Raw genomic sequence first — 19,655 nt, 5'->3', positions numbered from 1 at the left:
AAAGGACGTTTTTAATGAAACTCATTATCTCGCCGGCAAAAAAGATGGTCACTGATTTAAATGACTTCGATGTCCGGGAAAAACCGCTTTATTTATCCAAAACCAAGCAATTACTGACAGCCCTGAAAAACTACTCTTATGACGAACTGCAGGCGTTATGGCGAACCAGTGACAAGCTGACTGAACAAAACTGCCATCAGCTTCAAAGAATTGACTTAACCAGTCGTTTAACTCCGGCAATTCTTAGTTACACCGGAATCCAGTATCAATCCATGGCGCCAGGTGTTTTAACCGCCTCTGCCTTGGAATACCTTCAAAATCATCTGTGGATTCTATCCGGTTTCTATGGCATTCTCAGACCATTTGACGGGATTGAACCCTATCGGCTGGAAATGCAGGCACCCTTGGCGGTTAACGGAAGCCATAACCTCTATGACTTCTGGGGCGATCGACTTTATCGAACACTCCGCCAAGCAGGCGACGGCCCCATTATCAACCTCGCCTCTAAGGAATATGCCAAAGCTGTGACACCGTACCTGCAAGCAGATGATGATTGGATCGATGTTGTTTTTGGCCATGTATCTGCCGGCAAATTAAAAACCCGGGCTACGCGAGCTAAAATGGCCCGTGGTGAGATGGTTCGTTTTATTGCCGAACATCAATTAACCAACGTTGACGACATCAAAGACTTTGATTCACCTAATTATACTTTTGACGAGGACTTATCGACAAAGAAAAAGTTGGTATTTATTGATCGCAATTTAAAAAAATAAATTAGGTATGTAGTCTAAAGCCCGGCAATCACGATAGGTTGCCGGGCTTATAAAATAAATCCATTTAAAAATCGATTAATTCACTTGGAACCGCAACCCTTTAGGAAAGAAGTTCTTAGCTGTCCCATTGACAACTTTGGCAAAGCCAACTGATTGGCCTTCACAGACCAGCAAATACCAGCCCTTCTTTAGTTCCGGGGCAACCCTGAATGTATCACCGTGAACGTATTGTCGCCAATCAGCCGGAGAAATTGTTAGTTTTTGCTTAACATTTTCCGGTCGAACAGCCAACGCCAGCGCGTAACTGGGTTCAAACCGATTTTTCTTAAAGGTCCCCAACTGCAGGCCGGCCCTGACAAGTTTAATTTTTCCAAAGTCCGGGGCCATGTTCGGGACTGAATAAAGCGTCTCCTGAAAGGTTCTCAGCTGGCCAATCGGTAGTTCTTGAAACATCGCTTTAGAAAATGCTTCCCACAATTGACGTTGTTCATTGGTCAGTGACGCTGTTGTTGAAGAGCCCCGCCGCTGCTTTTTATTGCGAACCGGTTTCGCTTTTTGAGCTGATTTACCGGTCGCAGCCGGTTTTCGTAATTTGGCAATGAAATGACCTTCTCCATTGAAATGATGTGGAAACAGCCGAACACAGTTGGCAAGTTCCGGATTACCACCAGCCCACGCCGGTCGACCATCATCCATTCCCGCAAACTTTTTAATCGGTAAAATTTCAAAATCAAATTGGTTTACCAACCACGCGATGATTTGTTCATCTTCCTCCGGCGCGAAGGTGCATGTCGAATAAATCAGCTCACCGCCCGGCTTAAGTGTTTTAACCGCCTCACTCAGAATCTGGCGCTGTCGAGCTGCACATTCAGCCGGATAATCCAAATGCCAATAAGAAGTGGCATCAGGATCTTTTCGAAACATCCCCTCGCCCGAACACGGCGCATCGACCAAAATTCGGTCAAAAAAGTCGGGTAATTGGCTGGCAATTATCGCAGGCGTACTGTTGGTAACAATTGTATTGGTTAAGCCAAAGCGCTCGACGTTCTCCATCAAAACTTTTGCGCGCTTATGATCAATTTCGTTTGCTACCAACAAACCCGAGTTAGCCAGATAACTGCCAATATGGGTTGTCTTGCCGCCTGGTGCCGCGCAGAGGTCCAAGACCTTTTCATTAAGCCTTGGTGCGGCCACCTCACCAACATACATGGCACTGGCTCCTGGCTGTAAACCGCACCACTTTGATGCGCAACAGTTTTACCGCTGACTTCGCCAGCATAGCCAAATTGGCAGTGGGACAGCGGCTTGGTTAGATCAAGTTCTTTGGGTTGGTTTTGCTTTAAGGGATTAATTCGAAAGCCGTGATGAACCGGTTCTGAAAAAGCCGCTAAAAATGCTGCGGCTTCCTTTGGCCCCAACAAGCGGGTATATTTTGCTTTAAAATCATCTGGTAACTGCATCATGAATCCTTTCTGTAATACGTTGCTTTTAAGATACTTTGAAGCACTGGCTTTCCGGCTTTGTTATTTCAAATTTGACCGTTCTCATCCAGATAAAATCGGACTGTCGCTAATCAATTGACGGCCGGCTGGTTTTTCGATAGTATAAGTAAATACGCTGGTTAAGGAGTGATAACTATTTCTAAAAAATTAATTGCGTTGGATCTTGATGGCACAACGCTCAACGACGACGCCAAACTAAGCTCCAGGACGCGGGCAGCTATTTCACAGGCGGTCAAAGCAGGCTGCATCGTCAGTATCGTAACTGGTCGGCCCAACCGGCTTTCCGAGAATTTTTACGATGAGTTAAATCTTACTACGCCAATGATTAACTTCAATGGTAACTTAGGCATTTTACCACATAAAAACTGGGTGCGCGAATATCAGTACACCATCGATAAAGAAATCGTCATGGAATTGCTGGCGAATCGAAAAAAGCTGGGCTTGAATCTTATTGCCGTGGAAGGCCGAAACCTGTTTCTGGCTAACCGTGGCATTAGCAGCGGCTTTGGCTTTTTCCCAAGTACATTACAGTCAAACCAAATTCTCAATCAAAAAAGCCTTAAAGATAATCCGATCAGTATCACCGTTCAGGTTGAAAAACCGGAACAGCGGGCAGCTTTAATGACCTATATTTTAGAAAATTTTGGTGATCAAGTAGAAGTTTCGCCATGGGGTGGTCCTCATCCGATCGTTGAAATCGCCACAAAGGGTATTCACAAGGCAACCGGCTTAAAGTTTTTGGCCGATTACTACGGTATCCTGCAAAAAGATATTATTGCCTTTGGTGACGAAGCCAACGATACGACAATGATGACTTTTGCCGGAACGGGCGTCGCAATGAAAAACGCCATTGCGCCAATTAAACAGGCCGCTGATGACGTAACCCCCTACACCAATGATCAGGATGGTGTTGCCCGTTATCTGGAAGATTATCTTAACCTGGCCGTAGCCAATTAGTCGACTGACGCCGTGACATTACCTTTCGAACCGATAGATCCAATAAATTAGTATCCATTAAATGAACTTAGAACGGGACTGAAACAAAATTACTTTTGTTCAGTCCCGCTTTTTTAGTCGCAATTATTATTGAGTGGGAACGTGCACCGAAAGGTAACTTCGTCCCGCTCTTAACATTTCAGGTTTTTTAAACGATTGATAAGTTTAATTATTCTCGTTGGGATGAAATTGAATAGTCGCGTGAACTGCCCGCTGCCACCCGGCATACAGGTCGGCACGAACTGCCGCGTCCATTTGTGGATTGAAAGCATCCCGGGCCTTGGCCGTTTTTTTAATTTCAGCCAAGGAATTCCAAAAGCCAACGGCCAAACCTGCCAAGTAGGCAGCCCCAAGTGCCGTGGTTTCTGAAATGGCCGCCCTGCGAATCGGCGTTCCCAGAATATCGGCTTGAAACTGCATTAAATAGTTGTTATTGCTGCGCCGCCGTCTACGGCCAGTGTTTTTAAGTCCAAACCGGTTTCCGCAACCATGGTATCAATCACATCCCGGCTTTGGTATGCCAATGATTCCAGTGTTGCCCGAACAAATTGTTCTCTGGTGGTTCCCCGGGTCAGGCCAAAGACAGCTCCCCGAGCTTCCTGGTCCCAGTATGGCGCACCCAGTCCGGTAAAGGCCGGGACAACGTAAACACCGTCAGTGCTTTTGGCAGCCACAGCCATTTGTTCGGACTCGGGTGAATTGGTAACCATCTTCATGCCGTCGCGCAGCCATTGAATGGCCGAGCCGGCGACAAAGATACTACCTTCCAACGCGTAGGTGACTTTGCCATTAATCCCGTAAGCAATCGTCGTTAGCAGCCCCCGTTTGGAAAGGGTCGGCTGATCGCCGGTATTCATGACAATAAACGCGCCGGTCCCATACGTATTTTTAATCATCCCGCGTTGATAGGCCATCTGACCAAATAACGCAGCCTGCTGATCACCGGCAATCCCGGCAATCGGTACTTGAACACCGGAGAAAGTATAGCCGGCTGTATAGCCATAAATTTCGGACGATGAACGCACTTCCGGTAACATACTTTCGGGAATGTCCAAAAGTTTCAGAATATCCTGATCCCACTTTAAAGTATGAATGTTAAACAACATCGTTCGACTGGCATTGGTGTAATCCGTTGCATGAACTTTTCCCCCGGTTAACTTCCATAACAACCAGGTATCAATTGTGCCAAACAGCAAATCACCAGCTGCCGCTTTCTGTCGAGCGCCTTCGACATGATCCAAAAGCCACTTGATTTTTGTAGCCGAAAAGTAAGAATCAATAATCAAACCGGTTTTTTCATGAATCATCTCATTGTAACCGCCCGCCTTCAATTGATCGGCCAGATCGGCGGTCTGCTTGGATTGCCAGACAATCGCGTGATAAATTGGTTCACCGGTATTTTTATCCCAAATCACAGTGGTTTCCCGCTGGTTGGTAACGCCGATGCCCCGGACCTTGTACGGCGGTACATCAGCATTAATCAAAGCCTCTGAAATTACGGATTGCACCGCGTTCCAAATCTCGTTGGCATCGTGTTCGACCCAGCCCGATTTGGGAAAATATTGATGAAATTCCCGCTGCGCTTTACCAACAATCTCACCATTACTATTGAAAAGGATCGCCCGGGTACTGGTGGTGCCTTCGTCAATTGCCATTATGTATTGCTGATCGTTCATGTAAACGTCTCCATTCTTGATATTAATGCATTTATTCGAATTCTTCTTTTCCAGTATACAATAATCCCGATCAACAAACCAATTAGAATTTGGTAAGCAGGATTGATGATCAGTAATTATGCACCCCACTCAAAAGAATTACCTGTTTTGAAAAAACAACCGCCTGGGTAAAAGATGGTTAACCCAGGCGACATGTTGTCATCCACGATTGATTTTATTGGAATCAATCCGTTATTTACTTTTCGTCACTCTTCAAAACACCGCCGACACTGTAACGATTTTTTTGCATTTCGTCCAAAATCACGTGAACGTGTTCGGCCGGTGCACCGGTATCCTTAACCACGGCAGCGGTAACATCGGCAACCAGTGCTTTTAACTGTTCCTGTGAACGGCCGGCAATCAACTGAATATTTACAATTGGCATAGTTAAATTCCTCCAGTTTTCTCAATTGAAAAAAGTATACCGTAATTTAAGCCCGCCTGCAACGAAAATTGTGGATTGACAGCCGACTCGTTTCAAGAACCATTCGCTTAAAAAATGTTACAATAAACAAAGTCAAAATAACCACGATTGGAGAAATAACCATGATACCAACTAAAAATTACAGTGCCTGCACCAGCATGATTGTTGGTAAAAAAGCCAGTATCGACGGGTCGATTATGATTGCCAGAAATGAAGACAGTAAAGCTGCCTGGCCGAAGAACTACGTCATCCATCCCCGTCGAACATTTTCAAGCCCACAGCAATTTTCTTCAAAGGACAACGGTTTTTCCATGCCGCTGCCATTGACGCGGGCCAAGTATACCGCTACGCCCGAATGGACCGATAAATTCGGGGTGTTTGAAGAAAACGGCTTTAATGAATACGGTGTCGCTATGAGTGCCACGGAAAGTACCTACACCAATGAATTGGCTCTGGGGGCCGACCCGCTAAATAAAGACGGGATTGGTGAAGAAGCCATGATCACCGTCGTGCTGCCATATGTTAAGACTGCCCGGCAGGGAATTGCCCGGTTGGGCCGCATTATCGAGCGTTATGGGACATCGGAATCAAACGGGATTTTGTTTGCCGATCGCAACGAAGCGTGGTATATGGAAACCGGCGGCGGACACAGATGGGTTGCGCAACGAATTCCTGATGACAGCTATGCGGTAATTGCCAATCAAAGCGCCATTCAGGAAATCGATTTTACCGATCCGGATCATTTTATGTGGTCACCGCAAATACAGCAGTTTGTGGCCGACAATCATCTCAATCCGGATTCAACCGGTAAAACCTTCAATTTTCGGCGGATTTTTGGTACCGCTGATCTTTCAGACACGTATTACAACACCCCCCGGGTCTGGTATGGCTTAAAAATGTTTTCACCGGACCTGTCCTTTGAACCAACCAGCCAGGAAATGCCGTTTATCAATCAGGCCAATCGAAAGCTCAGTATTTTGGATGTCCAAAACTTTTTAAGCAGCCATTACCAGGGAACCCCCTATGACCCCGTTGGTGAGGGTTCTGAGGCCGATAAACACCGCTTTCGACCAATTAGTCTAGCTAAGACGCAGGAGGCCCATATCCTGCAAATACGGCCTTCTATGCCGACTGATCTACTCGGCGTCCAGTGGCTGGCAATGGGTGTGGCAGCTCAAAGTACCTTCGTGCCGTTTTATGCCGGTGCGACCGAAACGCCCGCCGCTTACCAAAATGCTCACGGTTCCTATACACCTAAGGAAGCTTACTGGACTTATAAGCTGGCCGGCGTCTTGGTTGATCCACACTACGTTTCTCTGAGCCCCAAGTTAAACGATACGCGGGCCAAATTACGAATTCAATTACAGCAGGCACTTAGTAAGGCTGACCGGACTGCGTTAAAGGCGCAATTAAACGGTCCGGAACTGGCCGCCTATTTGACCAAAGTCAACTTTGAAAATGCGGCTGCCGGCTTAAAAGCCTATCAACAGCTGATCAGTGAATTAGTTACCGCCTCAACCGACTTTTCGCCACTCAACTTTAAACAGGATGTTAACTTATAACCAACCAATTAAACTTAGCTTTTAAAATAAAAGATGATGCTTTCGGCAACAGCCATGGCATCATCTTTTTCATTCTATTAATAGTTGGTGCGGTCAAACGCTCCCCGAACCCCATTGCTGGTTTTAGCCAACAGCGTTGTTAATAATTGGCGGGTCGCCTTTAACGCGTGGGTCGCCGTCTTTTGATTAGCAGTCATCAGTGCTGATATTAATTGGTCGCCTGAAAGTCCGCCAACTCTTTTATCAATGTGAGCAACCCGGCGATGACCGTAACCCATTAGTTGATCCTGATAGGCTTCAATATCCGCCATAACGTCATGGTAGTGATCAGCCGCAATCAGTGAGATCAGCCGATTGACCCAGTAGGCGTTTTGGCTGTCAACCAGTTTAGTCGTATCTTTGTAGCAATCCGGCGTATCGTTAACGTTCGCAAAAAACGGAACCAAAGCATTTGACGGATTGGCCGCAAACGCTAACCAGTGAATAGCCGCAAACTCGGAAGGCACATACGGCCGCAACTGGATTACTGATAATTCCTGATTACGGTTGAACCCAATCGGTCGAAATGGCATTTTCTTAGCTTCATTGCCCGGCGTAAACGGGTCATATGGGGTGTCCTGATAATGAGAGCTCAACACAAATTTGATATCTTCCAACGTAATTTTCCGATTGGCATGGCAAATAAACGGCAGCTCGGCACTCATTGGCGACAAGTCACGAACTGCTTCCGGATTAAAGTAACGTTGGCCATACCATGCCCGCGGTGAATTATAATGATGATCCAACTGGGTATCCGAGCCAAAAATTTTTCGGAAATTAAAGTTAGCCGACAGGTTTAGATGATGCCGATCAACAAACGCCTTTAAATCAGGTGCGTACATAAAATGATCCGGGTCGGCAAAGTCAACTTCCTGAATACCCGTTTGATTAGGTGCAATCACATACGCGTTGTCGGGAATCCGCTCAGCCACCCAATGATGACCACCGGCCGTTTCCAGATACCAAATTTCATTGACATCCGAAAAAATAATTCCGTTTGATTCATAGGTCCCATACTTTTCAAGTAGTTTGCCGACTCGCTCAACACCTTGTCGAGCCGACTTAATGTATGGCAGGGTAATGGTCAGTAAATCTTCTTCTCCCAGACCCTTTTTAACCAACGGATCAGCGCCAAGGACTCGGGGGTTGGTCGTAATGGTTTCAGTGGCACTCATGGCAACATTATAAACGTTTACGCCGGCCTCACCCCAAATGCCCTGTTCATCTGTCGCGTCCGGAACTGCCGTATAACGAACCGGATGAGCCGGAAGCTTAATTGAAAATTTACTTAATTTAGCTTGGTAATCACGTGGTTGATCAGCTGGTTGAACCGCAATAAATTTTTTAGGATTAACGGCAACCCCGGCATCTTCATTTCTGGCGATAATGGTGGAGCCATCGTAGCTGGCATCTTTACCAACTAAGATGGTGGTACACGTACTATGATTTGTATGCTTCATGATCATCCTCCTCTTTTATTTTGATTTTACATCAGATTTCGATACCAGCCAAAATCGATCTTTTAAAATACCCGCCAACCTAACAAAGGTTCGAAACAAACGCATGATGAACGTTGTTTCAAACCTTTGTTTCTAAGCAAAACTTATCTGGTTACTTTTGTGGTGGCTCTTCGTAATCGCCATTCGGACAAACGACTTGCGTACCACCCTTAACTTTCTTCTCAACCAGGAAGTGGCCATCTTTGGGGCAGTCCCGCCCGATTGGCTTATCCCACGAGACAAAATCACAATCTGGGAAACGGGAACAGCCATAGAAAACGCGATTTTTCTTTGACTTACGTTCAATAACTTCGCCAACGTGACATTTTGGACAGGTTACGCCGATTTTTTTAACGATCGCTTTGGTGTTTCGACAATCCGGGAAACGGGAGCAGGCATAAAACTTACCATAACGGCCCATTTTAATTAACATCGGTGCACCGCAAATATCACAGTTAAAGCCGGCCGGTTCATCCTTAATCTGTACTTTTTCCATATTTTCGGTTGCTGACTCAACCTCGTTGGAAAATGGTTTATAGAATGAATCGACAAGTCGGATCCAGTTTTCCTTTCCCTCTTCAACGTCATCCAGTTTATCTTCTAAATTGGCAGTAAAGTCGACGTTTACAATGTCCGGGAAATACTCAACGATAATCTTATTGACAATTTCGCCAAGTTCGGTTGGTTCAAATCGGCGACCGACCAATTTAACATAATAACGACGTTGGATGGTTTCCAAAGTCGGCGAGTACGTTGACGGCCGGCCAACCCCGTTTTCTTCCAATGCTTTAATCAGGGTCGCTTCACTGTAACGAGCAGGCGGCTGGGTAAAATGTTGATCCGGATTATTGGCAATGAGTTGCACTTTATCTCCTGCCTCTAAGTCCGGCAACAAATTATCCTTCTCCTTGCCATCACCGTAAACTTTCAGAAACCCGTCAAATTTCATCTTGGAACCATTGGCTTTGTAAGTGACACCGTTCTGCTCGATTGTTACTGCCATCGTATCCATAATGGCCGGGGTCATTTGGCTGGCAACAAACCGTGACCAAATCAACTGATACAATCGGAACTGATCCTTTGTCAAATGTTGTTTCAAACTTTGCGGTGTTCGGAAAACCGAAGTTGGTCGAATTGCTTCGTGGGCATCTTGAGCACCTTCAGGAAGCTTTCCCTTGATTGGCTTGGTAGCGGCGTACTCGGCGCCATACTTTTCATGCAGAAAGGTTGAAGCCTCATGTTTGGCAATTGTGGCAATTCGAGTTGAGTCGGTTCGCATATAGGTAATCAGTCCCTGACTGCCTTCCTTACCGATATTGATGCCTTCATACATCTGCTGAGCAGCATCATGGTCTTTCTGGTCCGAAAATTCAGTTTCCGGTTGGCTTCCTGCTGTAAGGTACTGGTTGTAAACGGTTGTTGTGGCTGACGCTTTCGTTCCCGCCGAACTACCTTGGTAATATTAAAATCTGCTTTTGGATCAATCTGTTTTAAGATTTTTTGAACAGCTTCGTTATTTGGCAATTCTTTTTTCTTACCTGCCAAACCATAAAAAGCAGCTTTAAATTTACTTCGACCCTTTTTGAATTCCGAATCAATTGACCAGTATTCCTTGGGTTTAAAGTTTTGAATTTCTTTTTCCCGCTGAATAATCAACCACAGGGCAATTGATTGGACCCGGCCGGCACTTAAGCCCTTCTTAACTTTTTGCCAGAGAAGCGGCGAAATTGAGTAACCAACCAGCCGGTCAAGAATCCGACGGGCCTGTTGGGCATCAACCAAATCCATATCAATATTTCGGGGGTGTTTAAACGACTCTTTAACTGCATCCTTGGTAATTTCGTTAAAGACTACCCGGTTATCCGCCTTGGGATCCAGATCCAGAATATGCGACAGATGCCAGGCAATTGATTCCCCCTCACGATCCGGATCGGCAGCCAAATAAACCTTTTTGGCTTTTTTAGCTGCTGACCGCAGCTCCTTGATGGTGTCGCCCTTACCCCGAATCGAAATATAATGGGGTTCATAGTCATTGTCAATGTCAACGCCCATGGTACTTTTTGGTAAGTCACGAACGTGGCCCTTGCTGGCAACTACCTTATAAGAACGGCCCAAATATTTCTCAATTGTTCGGGCCTTAGCCGGCGACTCGACAATCACCAGATTCTTTTTGGGTGCCTTGCGTTTGGCACGGGTTCTTTTTGGTTTTTCTTTTGGTTTTGTTTTAGTTGAAGTAGCCATTTTTTCTCCTTTCTTTTTGGATAAATATAGTAGCTTTTTTTGTTATTAATTTCCATTTCAAATCTACCACATCATATTGCATGTATTTTCCGGTGTCAACTAAATATATTCTTCGAGGATATCTTCCGGAGTCAAAATCGGCTTGGCGCCGGCAGCAACTAATTCATTGGTGCCAACAGATAGCGGCTGATTAATCTGACCGGGAACCGCTAAAACATTTCGATTATTTTGCAATGCCAGGTTGGCGGTAATCAAACTGCCGGAGTGATGCTTGGCTTCCGTCACCAAAACACTCGCCACTAAGCCGGCAATAATCCGATTTCTTTCCGGGAAGTGGCTTCGGTATCCGTGGCTGCCGTTGGGATATTCGCTTAGTAATAAATGTGACTGACCAATTTCGGTTTGCAGCGCATCATTTACTCTGGGATACGAAAGATCCAAACCGGTACCAATAACCGCGATTGTTCGCCCGTGATTGGCGATGGCACACTGATGAGCCAACGTATCGACTCCCTTCGCCAAGCCGGAAACGATTGTTAATTTATTGATAACCGGTCCAACCAGCAGCTGCCGTAAAACGGCGGTAGAATAATTAGTGGCTTCCCGAGCGCCAACAACGCCAAGCATCGGCTGGTTCAACAGTGGCAATTCTCCCCGGTAGAAAATAACCAATGGCGGTGCATAAGCTTCCCGCAACTGGATTGGATATGCCTGATCACAAATACACAGCCATTTCTCGCCTGCCACCCGTTCATTCACCTGCTCCGGATAGGTCATTAATTGTATGTAAGACGATGAAAATCGCGTCACGTTTTCCCCACGAATATTGGCAATTTTAATTAGTGTATCAACGGTAGGCAGCTTGAACCGCCCGGCCGCTTGTAATTGAAGCCAGCTGTAAAGTTTTGATTTACCAACTATCCCAATACCGCTGCACAAATGAATTCTCAGTAAAAAGTCTCTTAAAAGCATTTTTGTCTCCATCCCTTTTAAGAGTAATTACGTAAAACGATTAATTATTTATGCAACAAATTTTTAACCGGCGCAAATGTTTTTCGATGAATTGGCGTGGCACCATATTTTTTTAACGCGGCTAAGTGATTGGCCGTGCCATAGCCCGCATTATGATTAAAATCATATTCCGGATATTTTCTGGCGTATTGATCCATCAGGGTATCCCGATAGACTTTGGCGACAATACTGGCAGCCGAAACACTAATACTTTTTGCATCCCCCTTAATCAAACGCGTTTGGTGAATCGGTACATCAATTGTCATGGCATCGACAATAATTTCATCCGGCTGAGGACGCAACTGCTCAACAGCTTGTTTCATAGCCACCCGGGTCGCCTCATAAATATTTAAGCGGTCAATTCCTGAATTATCAACCAGCCCAATCCCAATACTAAGTGCCTCCCGTTTGATTTGCGGTACCAACTGGGCCCGAACTGCCGGTTTAAGTTGTTTGGAATCAGTGACTCGAATCAAGTCAAAATCCCGTGGCAAAATCACGGCGGCTGAAACCACCGGACCGGCCAGCGGACCCCGTCCAACCTCATCAACACCGGCAATATATCTGACACCATGGTGCCAAAAGTTTTCTTCATACTTGAAACGCCGGTGAAATTGGTTTAACGCCAACTGCTCTTTTTGAAGCCGGTTTTTAGTTATCGCGATCAGGTGCTGGACACCTTTTCTTGAATCATCGCCAAGTTGCTTTAAAATTGGATCATCCAACGTAATAACCTGGTCCAAGCAAGCTTTGACCTGTTTAACTGTCAGTTTCATCATCACTTGTTGCCTCTCTTGGAACATCTAGTGTAAATCGACCCAATTTATTTCCCCGGATATCCTGAATCAGTCGGTTGGAAGCCCGCTCATAGTCATCTCGCATGCCCATTTTTTGCGTAATGGTCAATAATAGCTCAACATCCGACTGATTAAGATCGGCCGCTGAAAGATGATACCGATCACGTAACGCTTCAACGTGGTCAGCTCGAAACCGGTTCAATCCAAACAGGGCAATGTCGTCACTGGCAAACACACTGTCTTTAATCGCGCCGGTTAACGCCAGCTTGTCAGCAATCAACTGATTTTCAAATTTGGGCCAGAGAATCCCCGGCGTATCGAGTAATTCAAGCGACTTACCGGCCTTAAGCCATTGCTGGCCTTTCGTTACCCCAGGGCGATTGCCGACCTGAGCCGCCCGACGGTTAACCAATCGATTTAGGACGGTCGATTTACCCACGTTGGGGACACCGACGCTGATTGCCCTGATTGGCCGCTTCTTCATTCCTTTTTGTTCTTCTCGGGCCAATTTATCCTTTAGCAATGGTGAAATAACCGAAAGGATATCTCCAAGATTAAAATTGCTTTTCGCGTCAATCGCAATCGCGGGCTGCTGGTGCTGTTTGAAATAGTTTAGCCAGCTCTGGGTTAACCGTGGATCAGCCAAATCTTTTTTGGTTAAAATAAACAGGTGCGGCTTATCACCGGTAATTCTGGCAACTTCGGGGTTTTGCGAAGAAGCGGGAATTCTCGCGTCAATAATTTCAAAGACCACATCGACCAACCTGATGTTTTCTTCAAATTGGCGAATGGCTTTTGCCATGTGTCCCGGAAACCACTGGATTGTTACAGCCATATTGTCACGTCCTTTACATATCCTCTTGGTACTGTTTCCAAACTTCATCAAAAATCGTCATTGTCGGTAGATAATCCGCGTTTTCTTCAAGGTATTTTGAAAGCTCGTCAAAATCCGTCAACTGCTTTGGAAACGACTGATCGTAAAAAGCATTATTGGCAAATTCCGCAATTGGATCACTACTGCCCGGATTGCGTTTAGTCATTAAAAATTGGTAAAAGGTTTTTAACATGGTTATGAGTCACCCTGCGATTCTTTCGGTAAAATAATATCAAAAACAAACTTACCTTTGCCGTTCAAATTAATCTGACGGGCTCGATAATTCAAGCCATGCTGATTCATGTGAACAATGTCCAACGAGATCGTTTTCTTTTGCGGATCAAGCTTCACCCATTTTGGCAGCTTATATGCATGTTTAACGTTAAAAAGGACAAAACTAATTGGCACCGGGAATCTCCCCAGTGACATTTTGGTTGCGTGCAGTTCAACGTTGCCGTTTGCCAAAACCTTGGGTGAGAAAAACATCGCGTAATCAACATTGCTCCCAAGTAATTTGATCGAGCCGTAAACAACTCCCTGATCGGCTACCTCAAAGTGATATTTAGCCTGACCGTTATTTTGTGTCTGGACTTTATTTAAATAGTAACTGGATAAATTATTTAACTGCGCCTTATTCATTGAGATTGAAACCGACTGATCCGCGCTGGACGTCGGCCGGCTTGAAGAAACCGATTCGCTGCCGGATAAACGGATGGCAATGAGTAATCCGGCCACACTAAGCACGATTAAACCGATCAAAGTTAAAAAGGCTGCTTTCCATAAATTTCTGCCGGACTGCCGTTTGACTGTTCGTTTAGTATTAATAAAAGGTCACTCCTTTAGCCAGCCTAAGACCTGGCTCATTTTTTGATACAATAAATTCGTCATAATTTTATAACCCGTTTTATTCGGATGGAAATGGTCCTTAGTAGACAAATAATGATTAACTTCACCTGTATTTTGACCCAATGTTTTCTTTAATTCAGCCGGATCGTCATGATCAGTACCGGCATCTGTTGCCTGCTTTTTTAGTTTGGCTCTGGCAGCAGCCGTTTGATATTGGCCGTCTGAAAGTTTTTGATTAATTGAGACAAAGTAGACATTTGACCGGGTTGAAATGACTTTTTGGGTCATTTGATTATTTTGAAAAACGGCCCGGCTAATAAACGAGACCTGTGGGAAATATACGTACATTGGATTATAAATACCAAATACGAAAATTGGTGCTCGGGGATTCAATTGGCGAAGATGGGTTAATAATTGACCTGCCCGCTTCTGATAAGATTGGCAATAGGTCTTTAACTGACCGGTCAACTGCGCGTTGCTTTGGGTCATCAACTTGGTTTCCAAAAACTGCAGCAAATCATTGCCGCCGGTCGTCACCGTGATAACGTCTGCTCGTTTAAGACTAGCTCGCAACTTTTTGGCAGTCATTACCCGATGATCAATTTGAGCCGTTGTTTGACCGGAAACCCCAAAATTAGCCGTTGTCATTTTAACAGTTGGGTTTTGTCGATTAACCTTCTTTGAAATAAGGTGGGTATAACCGCCCTTTCCGGAAGGATCCCCCACCCCATAAGTCAGTGAATCCCCGACCGCCGTTAACCGGATATTTTTAGGCTTACCGGTTGATTGGGGCTGCTTTTGATTAATAACCCAGAGACCACTGACAATCAGGATAATGCCGATTAAGACACCCCAAATAAACCACTTTCTCTTCGGCTGTTTCTTTTGATGTTTCAACCAATCACCCACTGACAATATTTATACACTTATTCCGCTAATACAAAAAGGGTTGCCGACAAAACAGCCCCCGGCTTTGCCCCAGCCCTTCAACAACTTGATTTTAATCAGGATCACTATAGTAAACTAATGCAAAGGCGCCTTCACCGGTATGCGTTGAGATAATTGGCGACGTAATCCGGTATAACAGCGGTACTTCGGGAAAAGTTTCCCGAAGCTTGTTAACCGTCTCTTTTAACACTTTTGTCTCGGTCACATAAGAAATGCCAATTTCTTTCAGTGTCGGTGTCTGCTTCATGTCATCGATAATTCGGCCAAAAAATTTACGCAGGGATTTGTCGCCACGCCCTTTGGAAATGATCTTTAACTTACCACCGGTAACCTGTAATCCCAGTTTAATATTTAAAAAATTGGTAATGGCACCGGCTACCGGGTGCAGTCGGCCTCCTTTAACAATATTATCCAATGTCATAACGCATAAATACAGTCTCGTGTTTTCCCGAACCTGATTAATTCTGGTAAGAATCGCTTCGACTGTCGCACCCTGCTGTGCCAATTTAGCTGCTTCAAGGACTTGAAAAGCCAATCCCCGATCAGTGGTTTGGCTGTCAACAACCGTGACATCACTTGTACTAATTGTTGCTGCCTGCTCAGCGGCATGAACGGTACCGCTGATTGCCGCCAGCATATCCAGGCAAAGAACTTTACTACCGTCCTCTCCCAGCTTATTAAAAGCGGCAACAAATTTTCCCACCGGTGGCTGACTGGTTTTAGGAAGGTCTTTTGCTGCCAGCATTTTGGGGACAAAGGTGTCATTTGTAATGGTTTCCCGTTCAACGTAAACCGTACTGTCAATCATAACCGTTAACGGAATAACCGTAATCCCATATTTGCTGATCTCTTCATCTGTTAATTGGGCAGATGAATCTGTTACAATTTTCACATTTGCCATTAGCGCCACTCGTTTCTTCAAATAATGATTTAAAGCTTTTAAAATAACCAGTTTTAATTATATCAAAGTTCATTTAAAACAAACATATCCTTTAAACAAATATAAAGGTTACCCGATTCGATCAAAGACTTCAAACGTATGGGCATAATGATTCTTTTCATCTACTAGGCCAGGGTGTTTTTTTACCTGTTTGAATTGCGAATAATCAATTTTCGGCATATAAGTATCACCCGTAAATTGTGCGTGAATTTTAGTCCGATAAAGTCGGTCAACTTTATCCAGCAATTGACTGAATAAATTGGCACCACCCGTTACAAAATAATTTTTTTGCGGGTTATCAGCCACTAATTCACAAAGTTGTTCAATTGATGAAACCACCAATACCCCGTCGGGAAAATTACCGTGACGGGATAGAACAATATTTTGTCGTCCCGGTAATGGTCGATTATAACTGCGAAATGTCCGGGCCCCGGAAATAATTGGATGGCCCATCGTCGTCTTTTTAAAAAAAGCCATATCGTCAGGCAAATGCCAAGGAAGTTTCCCTGAGGCACCAATTAAGCCGTGCTCATCTTCTGCCCAAATATAAGAAATCATGATTTTCCTCCACTTGTTTGAGTCCTTTGTTTAAACAGCAACCGGCGCCTTGATGGCCGGGTAAGGATCATAGTCCTTAACTTTAATATCGCCCATTTCAAAATCACTTAACTGTGTTTTCTCCGGATTCAACCACAGTTTGGGAGCCGGACGCGGTGTCCGGGAAAGCTGTTCTTTAACCTGATCAACGTGGTTTAAATAAATGTGGGCATCGCCAAGTGTATGAACAAATTCACCCGGCTTTAAACCACACTCTCGGGCGATCAGGGATGTTAACAGTGAATAACTGGCAATGTTAAACGGCACCCCAAGGAAGATATCACCGGAGCGTTGATACAGCTGACAGCTCAACTTTCCGTCGTTAACATAAAACTGAAACATTGTGTGGCAGGGTGGCAGTGCCATTGTTGGAATATCTTCTGGATTCCAGGCAGAAACAATCATGCGCCGGGAATCCGGGTGGGTTTTAATGGTTTCGATCACGTTTTTAATTTGATCGATCGTCTCGCCGGTCGAAGTTTTCCAAGCCCGCCACTGACTGCCATAAACCAAACCAAGATCGCCATATTTTTTAGCAAATTCATCATCATCGAGAACCATTTGACAGAATTGCTTTTTCTGTGCTTGATAAACCTTATTAAACGCTGCGTCAGTCTGAGATCGATGCGAAAAATCAGTCATATCCGGACCTTTATAGTCATCGGATTTGACATACTTTTCAAAAGCCCATTCGTCCCAGATATGATTTTTATGTTTCAATAAAAATTGAATATTGGTATCACCGCGTAAGAACCACAGTAATTCACTTTTAATCAGGCCAAACGGCACCTTTTTGGTTGTCAGTAAGGGAAAGCCTTTCGATAAATCAAACCGCATTTGATAGCCAAACGTGCTGATTGTCCCGGTGTGTGTGCGGTCCGGTTTTTGGTGACCATTTTCCAATACGTATTTTTCCAAATTCAGGTAGGCATCTTCCAACATAACCCAATTCCTCCTTTATGCTGTTAGTCAGCATATTCACTCAAGTACTCCCACCGCTTCATCTTTTGATCAATTTGGGAATCCAACTCATCCTTTTTCTGTTGCAGGTCTGCTAATTTATCATAGTCATCCCCGTTATGTTGCATTTGGTCATTAATCGATGCCTTCTGTGATTCCAGCTGATCAATGTCATCTTCCAAATGCGCGTATTCAATCTCTTCAGCATACGTTAATTTCTTCTTTTTTGGCTTTTCAGCCGATTTTGCTGATTCGGTTGACCGCTTTGGTTCGGCTAATTTTCTGCCGGCAGCTTGCTTCTTTTCACTGGCTGCATCAGCCGACTGTTTTTCGGCAGCTTTTAAATAATCGGTAAAGCGGCCCCGATGTTCTTCAATGACCCCGGCACCTTTAAAAATCAACAGCCGATCAGCCACTTTGTCCAGAAAATAGCGGTCATGAGAGACGGTTATGACTGTTCCCTTGAATTTTGAAATATAATCTTCCAAAACCGTTAAGGTCGCAATATCCAAATCATTGGTCGGCTCATCCAACAGTAAAACATTCGGCTGCTGCATTAACAATTTCAGCAAATACAGCCGCCGTTTTTCACCACCGGACAATTTTCGAATCAGCGTACCGTGCATAAACCTTGGAAAAAGAAATTGTTCCAACAGTTCAGCCACGCTGATCTTTTGGCCATTCTTATCTGTAACCTGCTGACCAATCTCACTCAAATAATTAATCATCCGTTTATCTTCGGGAATCGGCTCGGTTAGCTGCGTATAGTACCCCAATTTAACGGTTTCACCAATTTTAATAATGCCCGAATCCAGCTTCTTTCGACCGGCAATGACGTTTAACAGGGTTGTCTTGCCGGCACCGTTTTCGCCACTAATACCGATCCGTTCATTTGGCTGAACCAGTAAATTAAAGTCTTTTAAAATGGGTTGCCCATCAATTGCCAAATTGGCATCCTTTATGTTGATAACTTCCTTGCCAAGTCGGGACTGCCCCAACGAAATGTCAACGTCTTGATCCACTTGAAGCGTATTAACGTGCTTCTTCAAGTCATTAAATCGGTTGATTCGGGCCTGCTGCTTGGTTGAACGGGCTTTCGCACCGGCTTTCATCCAAGCCAATTCCGACTTGTACAACTGTTGGGTTTTATGCTGCGATTCAATTGCACTTTGAACCCGGGTTGCTTTTTGAGCAACATAGTCTTGATAGTTGCCTTCGTATTGATACAGTTTACCGAACGACAGCTCCCAAATTTTGTTGGCGACCCGATCAAGAAAATAGCGGTCATGCGTAACGACAATCAGGGCACCCTTATACGCTGCCAAGTATTTTTCCAGCCATTCAATTGACTCGAAGTCCAAATGATTGGTTGGTTCATCCAACAATAATAGATCCGGCGATTGAATCAGGACCTGAGCCAAACCAACCCGACGACGCTGACCGCCGGATAATTCAGCTATTTTTTGCTGATAATCCGTAATTTTTAACTGGCTTAGAATTGTTTCAACATCACTTTGGGCATTCCAAGCATCATCTTCATTCATTTTGGCTTCGGCTTTGGTAAACCTGTTTAACGCTGCTTGATCCTCAGGATGCTTTGAATATTGGTCCAAAGCGGCTTCATAATTGCGAATAGTTTGATAGACTTTTTGGGAGCCTGAGAAAACTGCGTCCATAATGGACAACTGATCATCCAGTTTAGGATCTTGGGTCAGGTAGCCGATTGTATAAGACTTTGACGTCACGATATTACCGGTGGCATCATGGTCCCTCTCTGAAACGGCATTCAACAACGATGTCTTTCCGGTTCCATTCGTACCGATCAACCCAATTCGATCCTGTTCGTTGATTAGGAAGTTAAGATGATCAAAGAGCGTTTTTTCACCATAAGTCTTCGTTAATCCTTCAACCCGCATTGTTTCCATTCATTC

16 protein-coding genes and 3 pseudogenes are annotated in these 19,655 nt (G+C 44.7%); 3 read left to right on the top strand and 16 right to left on the bottom strand.

The genetic code is table 11. The features are described 5' to 3' along the window. Positions 1-14: 14 nt before the first annotated feature. A complete protein-coding gene (gene yaaA, locus JCM14108_RS01295; RefSeq protein WP_035177853.1) occupies positions 15-773 on the top strand; it encodes a peroxide stress protein YaaA in 759 nt (252 codons plus the stop codon). Positions 774-848: 75 nt separating this feature from the next. On the opposite strand, the pseudogene JCM14108_RS01290 reads toward yaaA, so the two are convergent. Beyond that, positions 849-2,233 (bottom strand): annotated as a pseudogene (locus JCM14108_RS01290) (RsmB/NOP family class I SAM-dependent RNA methyltransferase). Between the two features lie 168 nt (positions 2,234-2,401). On the opposite strand from JCM14108_RS01290, the gene JCM14108_RS01285 reads away from it, so the two are divergent. Beyond that, on the top strand, positions 2,402-3,232 hold the full coding sequence (locus tag JCM14108_RS01285; RefSeq protein WP_035177671.1) for a Cof-type HAD-IIB family hydrolase: 831 nt from the start codon (positions 2,402-2,404) through the stop codon (positions 3,230-3,232). A 204-nt stretch (positions 3,233-3,436) separates the two neighbouring features. Here JCM14108_RS01285 and glpK read toward each other — a convergent pair. Both glpK and thmT read right to left on the bottom strand, forming a co-directional pair. Beyond that, positions 3,437-4,947: pseudogene (gene glpK, locus JCM14108_RS01275) on the bottom strand (glycerol kinase GlpK). 235 nt (positions 4,948-5,182) lie between these two features. After that, positions 5,183-5,371: a 2-hydroxymuconate tautomerase gene (thmT, locus tag JCM14108_RS01270; protein ID WP_035177664.1), complete on the bottom strand. Its 189-nt coding sequence runs from the start codon at positions 5,369-5,371 to the stop codon at positions 5,183-5,185. A gap of 161 nt (positions 5,372-5,532) precedes the next feature. Here thmT and JCM14108_RS01265 point away from each other — a divergent pair, with 161 nt between their 5' ends. Beyond that, positions 5,533-6,972: a C69 family dipeptidase gene (locus JCM14108_RS01265; RefSeq protein WP_035177661.1), complete on the top strand. Its 1,440-nt coding sequence runs from the start codon at positions 5,533-5,535 to the stop codon at positions 6,970-6,972. Between the two features lie 77 nt (positions 6,973-7,049). Here JCM14108_RS01265 and JCM14108_RS01260 read toward each other — a convergent pair whose 3' ends face one another. From JCM14108_RS01260 to JCM14108_RS01205, 13 genes and pseudogenes are all read right to left on the bottom strand, one after another. Then, positions 7,050-8,471, bottom strand: coding sequence for a C69 family dipeptidase (locus JCM14108_RS01260; RefSeq protein ID WP_035177660.1), 1,422 nt, complete (start codon positions 8,469-8,471; stop codon positions 7,050-7,052). A 151-nt stretch (positions 8,472-8,622) separates the two neighbouring features. After that, positions 8,623-8,931: a DNA topoisomerase family protein gene (locus JCM14108_RS14975; protein ID WP_237745684.1), complete on the bottom strand. Its 309-nt coding sequence runs from the start codon at positions 8,929-8,931 to the stop codon at positions 8,623-8,625. Positions 8,932-9,117: 186 nt separating this feature from the next. Beyond that, a pseudogene (topA, locus tag JCM14108_RS01255) lies at positions 9,118-10,751 on the bottom strand (type I DNA topoisomerase); the annotation flags it as partial. Between the two features lie 99 nt (positions 10,752-10,850). Further along, on the bottom strand, positions 10,851-11,723 hold the full coding sequence (gene dprA, locus JCM14108_RS01250; RefSeq protein ID WP_035177658.1) for a DNA-processing protein DprA: 873 nt from the start codon (positions 11,721-11,723) through the stop codon (positions 10,851-10,853). Positions 11,724-11,767: 44 nt separating this feature from the next. Beyond that, a complete protein-coding gene (gene rnhB / locus JCM14108_RS01245; protein WP_035177656.1) occupies positions 11,768-12,541 on the bottom strand; it encodes a ribonuclease HII in 774 nt (257 codons plus the stop codon). Next, positions 12,522-13,394 (bottom strand): ribosome biogenesis GTPase YlqF, encoded by an 873-nt coding sequence (gene ylqF, locus JCM14108_RS01240; protein WP_035177654.1) that lies wholly within the window; start codon positions 13,392-13,394, stop codon positions 12,522-12,524. The genes rnhB and ylqF overlap by 20 nt, the downstream gene beginning before the upstream one ends. A 13-nt stretch (positions 13,395-13,407) precedes the next feature. Then, a complete protein-coding gene (locus tag JCM14108_RS01235) occupies positions 13,408-13,626 on the bottom strand; it encodes a YozE family protein (RefSeq protein ID WP_035177651.1) in 219 nt (72 codons plus the stop codon). Positions 13,627-13,628: 2 nt separating this feature from the next. Next, the gene (locus JCM14108_RS01230; RefSeq protein WP_035177649.1) at positions 13,629-14,258 is read right to left on the bottom strand and encodes a YpmS family protein; all 630 of its coding nucleotides are present in this window, start codon (positions 14,256-14,258) and stop codon (positions 13,629-13,631) included. Positions 14,259-14,264: 6 nt separating this feature from the next. Beyond that, positions 14,265-15,188 (bottom strand): GDSL-type esterase/lipase family protein, encoded by a 924-nt coding sequence (locus JCM14108_RS01225; protein ID WP_237745683.1) that lies wholly within the window; start codon positions 15,186-15,188, stop codon positions 14,265-14,267. Positions 15,189-15,279: 91 nt separating this feature from the next. Continuing rightward, positions 15,280-16,128 (bottom strand): DegV family protein, encoded by an 849-nt coding sequence (locus tag JCM14108_RS01220; protein ID WP_035177646.1) that lies wholly within the window; start codon positions 16,126-16,128, stop codon positions 15,280-15,282. A 108-nt stretch (positions 16,129-16,236) separates the two neighbouring features. Then, entirely contained in the window at positions 16,237-16,725 is a 489-nt protein-coding gene (locus JCM14108_RS01215) for a dihydrofolate reductase (RefSeq protein WP_035177645.1), read from the bottom strand. Between the two features lie 30 nt (positions 16,726-16,755). Continuing rightward, positions 16,756-17,706, bottom strand: a complete 951-nt coding sequence (locus JCM14108_RS01210) for a thymidylate synthase (RefSeq protein ID WP_035177643.1) — start codon at positions 17,704-17,706, stop codon at positions 16,756-16,758. A 23-nt stretch (positions 17,707-17,729) separates the two neighbouring features. After that, entirely contained in the window at positions 17,730-19,649 is a 1,920-nt protein-coding gene (locus JCM14108_RS01205; protein ID WP_035177642.1) for an ABC-F family ATP-binding cassette domain-containing protein, read from the bottom strand. Positions 19,650-19,655: the final 6 nt, after the last annotated feature.

It is taken from the genome of Lentilactobacillus farraginis DSM 18382 = JCM 14108 (assembly GCF_000583655.1).
Classification (GTDB): domain Bacteria; phylum Bacillota; class Bacilli; order Lactobacillales; family Lactobacillaceae; genus Lentilactobacillus; species Lentilactobacillus farraginis.
This window is presented reverse-complemented; position numbering and strand designations above follow the sequence as displayed.